Origin of the sequence: Intestinibacter sp. (assembly GCF_022780145.1) — a bacterium.
Lineage (GTDB): Bacteria > Bacillota > Clostridia > Peptostreptococcales > Peptostreptococcaceae > Intestinibacter.
In genome coordinates, this window is record NZ_JALEXO010000005.1 from 1 (window position 1) to 5,519 (window position 5,519).

A 5,519-nucleotide genomic window follows, 5' to 3' on the forward strand; every position below is an offset into this window, starting at 1 on the left:
TCTAATATCAGACACAGAAGTAGGCGACATAGAAAGTGGAGATATTCTTATAACTACTACAACTGGAGCTTATGGATATGCCATGGCTTCAAACTATAATAAAATACCAAAAAATCCTGTAGTATTTGTAAAAGATGGAGAGGATATACTATCTTGCAAAAGACAAAGCTACGAAGATTTACTATCTCTAGAAGTGTAATAAAATGTTACAAATTTGATAACTAAATTACAATTATGATGATTGATATTTTATATAGTGTAGTTATATAATTGATTTAGATTAGAAGTTATAGTTAATACTCTTATATCTATGGAGGAATAATCATGAAAATAAAATATTTAATTATCTTAATTGTGGTGTTAGTTTTTTCTGTAGGATGTAATAGCGAAGAGGCTTCTCTTTTTAAAGATGGACAAAAGGCTCTAGAAAATCACGAGTACTACGAAGCTCAAAAATATCTGTCAGATGTACTTGAAGAGGATCCTAAAAACGAAAGCGCTAGATCTATGTATATGCAAGCTGTAAAAATGTCCAAAGCAGAAAAATACAGAGATAAAGGACTTTACGATAAGGGGATTGAATGTTTAGAGAGAATAGTAAATATAGATAATGGCTCTCAAAAGATAAAAGTGGAGTCGAAGGAGTTGAAAAAAGAGCTTGAAAAGCTTCAAAAAGAAGAAGAGGAAGCTGCGAATATAAGAAAACAAAATGCAAAGGAAGTCGCTAGAAAGGATATGCAAAAATCAGAGGCAGAGTTTTATGCTTGGAAGCAAAACCAAGACCAAAATCAAAACAATTGGAGCTCTAATGATGGTGAAGGCGAATCTTTAGGTGAATCTATTTTAGATACTATAAAAGATAAAATAAATGAATTTTTTGCTCAATAAAAATATAAAAAAAGTTGCCGTTGAGGTGGCTTTTTTTATTTGCAGGAAATTTGTATTTTATTGTATATACTTAACCTATAGTCATTGTAAATATGTTTAAGGATTTTGTGAGATTATGTATGAAATAAATTTTATTGGGACATAATATAACCAATAATTTATATGAAAGTAAAAATATTTAAGATTAGGAATTTGTATAGCTAATTTCCTAAATTAGGAAGAGGTGCATTATGTTTCGACAAGAACATTCAAATATGTTTAGTTCTAAAAAAGTTAAATCAATGGTAGATAATTTAAATATAGAAGAAATGAGTTCTTTAATAGCATTAGCTCAACAAAAATTAAAAAATTTGTATAATTTAGGATTTTATGACCAAAAAGAGGGAAAAGACGAGATTTTAGAAGGAAGATTTAACAAAGGTCTCAAATGTCCTAAATGTGGATATTCAGAGTTAAATAAAAATGGAAAAACATATGGTCGTCAAAGATATATTTGCAAAAAATGTAGAAGAACATTTGACGAAAGAAGTCTTTCTCCACTATCTAATACAAAATTGAGCTTGGAGAAATGGCTAAAATATTGTCAGTTTATGATAGAAGGTGGAACTATTAGAATGTGCGCTGAAGAAGTTGGTGTTAGCGTTCCAACTGCATTTTTTATGCGTCACAAAATTTTAGATGTTATTAATGTATATTTAAAAGATGAAACTTTAGAGGGTATAGTTGAGACAGATGCTTGCTATATCAACGAATCCTTCAAAGGATCACCTGCTTATATGCATTTTGATGAAAAATATTTTAAAAACTTTAATAAAAGTAGGGTATCTTGTTTAGGTGTTCATTTTAATAAAACTCCAGGTATGATACCAAGTTATAATAATATTAAGGAAAGTCAAATTTGTATTAATACGGCAATTGATAAAAAAGGACATATACTTACAAGAATAGTGGATAATGATTTTGGAAAAAGTAATAATAAAATCAAATCAAAAGATATGGTGTCATTTTTTGAAGGTAAAGTGGAAAAAGATGTAACTTTATGTGTGTATTCATGGAAGTATAGGGAAGTAGCTAGAAAGCTAAATTTAAAATTAGTTAAAGTATTTGGACAATATAATCCTATTTACAACGTGAAACGAGTTTTTAAATATAATAGAGAATTAAGAGAATGGATGAGAAATTTCAATGGAGTTGCCACTAAATATTTAAATAATTATTTGACGTGGTTTAAGTTTTTATTTATAAGTAAGAAATATAAAGAATTTAATCGAATAAAGGAATTATTTATGGAGTTAGCGACAAGAGATCTTTATATTACTCAGTATATGATAAAAAATAGATTTGTAGAGTCGTTATAATGAATGGATTTTATTTTTTGAAAATGTATGTTTATAACTATAATTATTCACAAAGTTCTTAAACATATTCACAATGGATGTAAGAGAGATGAGGTAGCTTCGCTAGAGGTGGATGTGATTAAATAAAATTTATCTTGTTAATTAGTAAAACTTATATTAAAATAGGTTTACTAAAGTAGTATATAATATTTTACATAAATTTAAAGGAGAAAACATGAGAATTAATAAATATATAGCACTCTGCGGAGTTGCATCTAGAAGAAAGGCAGAGGAATTAATATTAAGTAATAGAGTAAAGGTAAACGACGAAATAATAACAGAACTTTCTTATCAAGTCGATGAAAAAAACGATATAGTAAAAGTAGACGATAAAATAATAAAAGAAGAAGAAAAACTTGTATATATACTTTTAAACAAACCAGAAGGGTATATAACTACTGTCAAAGATCAATTCGATAGACCGAGCGTACTAGATTTAGTTAGCGATATAAAAGAAAGAGTCTATCCAATAGGAAGGCTCGATTATGAGACGAGTGGACTGCTTCTTTTAACTAACGACGGAGATTTAACTTATAAGCTAACGCACCCAAAGCACGAGGTCGAGAAAACATATGTCGCAAGGGTTAAAGGAAAACCAAATAGACGTGAAATAGAAAATTTCAAAAACGGATTGAAAATAGAAGACTATATTACATCTAAGGCGAAGTTAAAAATAGTAAAATACGACGATAAAAAGGATGTATCTACTTTAGAGATAAAAATCCACGAAGGAAAAAATCGCCAAGTTAGAAAGATGTGCAAGGCGATAAATCATCCTGTACTTAGATTAAAAAGGGTAGCTATGGGTAAAATAAAAATACAGGACTGTCAAATAGGAAAGTACAGATATTTGACAGAAGAAGAAATAAAATACCTAAAAAGTATTTAATTTAAAAATAAAAGCAATAAAGAGGAATTTAAATGTTGAGAGCTAAATATATAAATAAAGTAACAGAAGTAAATAAAATTTATCTAGAAGATATCGTAAAAGAAGGAGATATAGTAGTAGACGCTACAATGGGAAATGGATACGATACAGTATATCTTGCAAAGAAGGTTGGAAAGCAAGGAAAGGTCTACGCGTTTGATGTGCAAGAAGAGGCGCTAAAATCGACATCTAAAAAAATTTCAAAAGAACAAATAGAAAATGTAGAGCTTATTTTAGACGGCCATCAAAATATGGATAAATACGTAAAAGAAGAAGTTTCTTGTATAGTATTTAATTTAGGTTATTTGCCGAGAGCCAAACATCAAATCATTACAAAATCAGATACGACTTTGCTTGCTATAAAAAAGGGACTTCAATTGCTAAAGCCAAATGGAGTTATGAGTATTGCAATTTACAGCGGTCATGAAGGCGGAATGGAGGAAAAAGAAGCAGTTTACGAATTTACAAAGGGATTAGATCAAAACTACTTCAATGTACTGTGTACGAAATTTATAAACCAAGTAAACAATCCACCAGAGCTTTTACTGATAGAGAAAAAAGGATAAAATTTCCTATATATATAAATTAAAGATTACAAGAAATTAACATAAAAATAGTGATATAATAGTTTTGAAGGTTTGTAGCTATTTAATAGAAAAGAGGGAAATATATGGATGATAAAAATTCTAGAAATGACAACAAACAATTAATAAATATAATACAATCGCAATATCCGAGGCTTAGTAAGGGCCAAAAATTAATAGCTCAGTATATAATAAATAATTACGATAAGGTAGCATTTATGACAGCGAGCAAATTAGGTGAAACAGTAGGAGTGAGTGAGTCTACAGTTGTCAGATTTGCAAATGCTCTAGGATATGCTGGATACCCTAAATTGCAAGAGGGTCTGCAAGAATTGATTAAAAATAAATTGACTACGGTTCAAAGAGTGGAAATGGCAAATGAAGATTATTCAGATGATTCTACAATCTTAAGCAAGGTGTTAAAAAGCGATATTGACAATATAAAAGCGACATCAGAAGATATGGATGAAAAGGCATTTGAAGAGGCATCTACGAGAATTTTAAAATCTAGAAAAATATATATATTGGGAATGAGAAGCTCATTTACTGTAGCACAGTATTTGGCATTTTATTTAAATGTAATATTAGACAACGTTCAGCTTATTAGAATAGACATGGGAGATCCTTATCAACAAATAGTTAGAATGAATGAAGAGGATATCTTAATAGTATTTAGCTTCCCAAGATATTCAAAACAATCACATCAGGTTGCAAAATACGCCAAGAGTAAAGGTGCGTATATAGTATCTATAACTGATAGTTCTTTTGCTCCAGTAGCACCTTTATCAGATAATATACTATTGGCTAAAAGCAACATGGCGTCATTTGTAGATTCTCTAGTCGCAGCTATGAGTGTCGCAAATGCACTTATTATATCAGTTGCTATGAAAGAAACTGACGATATAAAGAAGTATTTCCACGATTTAGAGCAAATATGGGAAGAATATGTAGTATATGAATAATTATTTATTCGATTTTTTAAAATAATAATTGACAATAGATGGAAAATTAATTATTATTTTATTAATAAAAATAATTCTAAATTCAGTGATGAAGAAAAGTAGCATGGATTAGATTTATAGAGAGTCGGGGACGGTGGAAGCCTGATAATTCTGTTCATTGTGAAAAGAGCTTTTGAGAAGGTTATTTGAACTTTTAGTAGGATAATCGGTATACCTGCCTTAAAGGTTAGAGTGGATAAGATATCTTATCAATTAGAGTGGTACCGCGCGATGTCGCCTCTTAGTTTTATACTAAGAGGCTTTTTTAATTGAAGTTTTTAAAAGATAGATTATTCTATTAATTAAGTATTCACAATATTAAAAAAATAGTAAAGGAGACAAAATTATGGCAAAAAAAATAGACTTAAAGGGAAAAAGCTTCTTAACATTAAAAGATTTTTCAAAGGAAGAAATTAAATATTTCTTATCATTAGCAAGCTACTTAAAAACTAAAAAGAAAATAGGAATAAAAGGTGATTTACTAGAAGGTAAAAACATAGCTTTGATATTTGAAAAAGCATCTACAAGAACAAGATGTTCATTTGAAGTTGCAGCACACGATGAAGGTGCTCAAGTTACATACCTAGGACCAAATGACAACCACATGGGTAAAAAAGAATCTATGGAAGATACTGCTAAGGTTTTAGGAAGATTTTTCGACGGTATAGAATTCAGAGGATTTAAACAAGAAACAGTTGAATGCTTGGCAAAATACTCAGGG

Annotated in this window: 5 protein-coding genes, 2 pseudogenes and 1 other annotated feature; all 7 genes and pseudogenes read left to right on the plus strand. The window is 29.5% G+C overall.

The window, feature by feature from the left end; all coding sequences use genetic code 11:
* Positions 1–199, plus strand: a pseudogene (locus MR593_RS00285) (diaminopimelate decarboxylase); the annotation flags it as partial.
* 125 nt (positions 200–324) lie between these two features.
* The gene (locus MR593_RS00290; protein WP_290685621.1) at positions 325–888 is read left to right on the plus strand and encodes a hypothetical protein; all 564 of its coding nucleotides are present in this window, start codon (positions 325–327) and stop codon (positions 886–888) included.
* Between the two features lie 308 nt (positions 889–1,196).
* The gene (locus MR593_RS00295) at positions 1,197–2,246 is read left to right on the plus strand and encodes an IS1595 family transposase (protein WP_442908389.1); all 1,050 of its coding nucleotides are present in this window, start codon (positions 1,197–1,199) and stop codon (positions 2,244–2,246) included.
* Positions 2,247–2,460: 214 nt separating this feature from the next.
* Positions 2,461–3,174 carry a pseudouridine synthase gene (locus MR593_RS00300; RefSeq protein WP_290685627.1) on the plus strand — a complete coding sequence of 238 codons (714 nt, stop codon included), beginning with the start codon at positions 2,461–2,463 and terminating at the stop codon, positions 3,172–3,174.
* Between the two features lie 32 nt (positions 3,175–3,206).
* The gene (locus tag MR593_RS00305) at positions 3,207–3,779 is read left to right on the plus strand and encodes a class I SAM-dependent methyltransferase (protein ID WP_290685630.1); all 573 of its coding nucleotides are present in this window, start codon (positions 3,207–3,209) and stop codon (positions 3,777–3,779) included.
* A gap of 104 nt (positions 3,780–3,883) precedes the next feature.
* Positions 3,884–4,759, plus strand: a complete 876-nt coding sequence (locus MR593_RS00310) for a MurR/RpiR family transcriptional regulator (protein ID WP_290685632.1) — start codon at positions 3,884–3,886, stop codon at positions 4,757–4,759.
* 76 nt (positions 4,760–4,835) lie between these two features.
* Positions 4,836–5,043, plus strand: a binding site (T-box leader).
* Positions 5,044–5,144: 101 nt separating this feature from the next.
* A pseudogene (locus tag MR593_RS00315) lies at positions 5,145–5,519 on the plus strand (ornithine carbamoyltransferase); the annotation flags it as partial.